The sequence below is a fragment of the Chromohalobacter sp. 48-RD10 genome, from assembly GCF_029889785.1.
GTDB lineage: Bacteria > Pseudomonadota > Gammaproteobacteria > Pseudomonadales > Halomonadaceae > Chromohalobacter.
On record NZ_JARANX010000106.1, the window covers coordinates 1 to 1942 of the forward strand.

Here is a 1942-nt window from a genome sequence, read left to right on the forward strand (position 1 = left end):
TTTGCGAAAACAAAGGACTATCATTCTCATGGGCATCAAGATTTACAGCAAGCCGGATTGCATGCAGTGCCACGCCACCTATCGCGCCCTCGATAAGCAGGGGCTCGACTATACGGTGGTGGATATCAGCAAGGATCCCGAAGCGGTACGAACCGTCGAATCGCTGGGCTATCGCCAGTTGCCGGTGGTCGTGGCGGCGGAATCGCAGCATTGGTCAGGTTTTCGTCCCGAGCTGATTCGCCAACTCGCGTGAGAGGAAGGGGTAGCATGCGCGATGTAGTCTACTTTTCCACGCAATCGGGCAACACGCGGCGCTTCGTCGAAAAGCTTGACGTGCCAGCGCAGGCCATCCCGCGCAGTCGCAGTGACGCTCCACTGCGCGTGGAGCGCCCCTATATCTTGATCTTGCCGACGTACGGCGATGGCGATCCTCGTACGGCGGTACCGGGACCGGTGATCCGGTTCTTGAACGACCCCCACAACCGGGACCTGATCGAAGGCGTCGTGGCCGGTGGCAATACTAACTTCGGTGCCGCCTTCGGCCTGGCCGGTCGCGTGGTCGCGCACAAGTGCCAAGTGCCGTTGCTACACCGCTTCGAATTGATGGGAACGCCCGAGGATGTCGCCAAGGTGCATGAACGCCTGGCGGCGGAGATGACAGATGCTGGATGATACCGTGGAAACTACCGAGAACACGTCCTCCGTCGAGCTGAGCCGCACGACGCAGACGCTGGATTATCACGCCCTCAATGCGATGCTCAACCTCTACGATAACGAGGGGCGCCTGCAGCTGCAGGCGGACCGCGAGGCGTCGCGTCAGTACTTCCTGCAGCACGTCAATCAGAACACGGTTTTCTTCCATTCGCTGGCGGAAAAGCTCGAGTATCTGGTGGCGGAGGACTATTACGAGAAGGAGGTGCTCGATCAGTACGACTTCGCCTTCATCAAGTCGCTGTTCGAGCGTGCCTATGCCGTGAAGTTCCGCTTTCAAAGCTTTCTCGGCGCGTTCAAGTACTACACCAGCTATACGCTCAAGACCTTCGACGGGCGCCGTTACCTCGAGCGTTTCGAGGATCGCGTGTGCATGGTCGCGCTGACCTTGGCGCAGGGTGACGAGACGGTGGCTCGGCAACTGATGGATGAAATCATCCACGGGCGCTTCCAGCCGGCCACTCCGACGTTCCTCAATTGCGGCAAGAAGCAACGCGGCGAACTCGTGTCGTGCTTCCTGCTGCGCATCGAGGACAACATGGAGTCCATCGGGCGCTCCATCAATTCGGCGCTGCAACTCTCCAAGCGCGGCGGCGGTGTGGCGTTTTTGCTCAGCAATATCCGCGAGGCGGGCGCCCCGATCAAGCATATCGAGAATCAGTCCTCGGGCATCATCCCGATCATGAAGATGCTCGAAGATGCTTTTTCCTATGCCAACCAGCTAGGTGCGCGTCAGGGCGCCGGTGCGGTGTATCTCAACGCGCACCATCCGGACATCCTGCGTTTCCTCGATACCAAGCGCGAAAACGCCGACGAGAAGATTCGCATCAAGACGCTGTCGCTGGGCGTGGTGATTCCCGACATCACCTTCGAGCTGGCGAGGCGCAACGAGCAGATGTATCTGTTCTCGCCCTACGATGTGGAGAATGTCTACGGCAAGCCGTTCGGCGACATCAGTGTCACCGAGAAGTACGACGAGATGGTCGACGACGCGCGTATTCGCAAGACCAAGATCAACGCGCGCGAGCTATTCCAGACGCTGGCAGAGGTCCAGTTCGAGTCGGGCTATCCGTATGTGATGTTCGAAGACACGGTGAATCGCGCCAACCCGATTGCCGGCCGCATCAACATGAGCAACCTGTGCTCGGAGATCCTGCAGGTCAACACGCCGTCCGATTACGATGCGGATCTGGGCTATGAGCGTATCGGCGAGGATATTTCCTGCAATCTT

Annotated in this window: 3 protein-coding genes; all 3 read left to right on the forward strand. The window is 58.9% G+C overall.

The features are described from left to right. Positions 1–28: 28 nt before the first annotated feature. Positions 29–253, forward strand: coding sequence for a glutaredoxin-like protein NrdH (gene nrdH / locus OP496_RS17435; RefSeq protein WP_280563723.1), 225 nt, complete (start codon positions 29–31; stop codon positions 251–253). A gap of 14 nt (positions 254–267) precedes the next feature. Further along, entirely contained in the window at positions 268–672 is a 405-nt protein-coding gene (gene nrdI, locus OP496_RS17440; protein WP_280565145.1) for a class Ib ribonucleoside-diphosphate reductase assembly flavoprotein NrdI, read from the forward strand. After that, the coding region (locus tag OP496_RS17445; protein ID WP_280565147.1) for a ribonucleotide reductase N-terminal alpha domain-containing protein at positions 662–1942 on the forward strand (1281 nt) is incomplete at its 3' end. The genes nrdI and OP496_RS17445, both read left to right, overlap by 11 nt.

Excerpts from the sequence above, each read along its gene's own strand:
- nrdI (WP_280565145.1), top strand. The coding sequence starts at position 268 with ATGCGCGATGTAGTCTACTTTTCCACGCAATCGGGCAACACGCGGCGC.
- nrdH (WP_280563723.1), top strand. The coding sequence starts at position 29 with ATGGGCATCAAGATTTACAGCAAGCCGGATTGCATGCAGTGCCACGCC.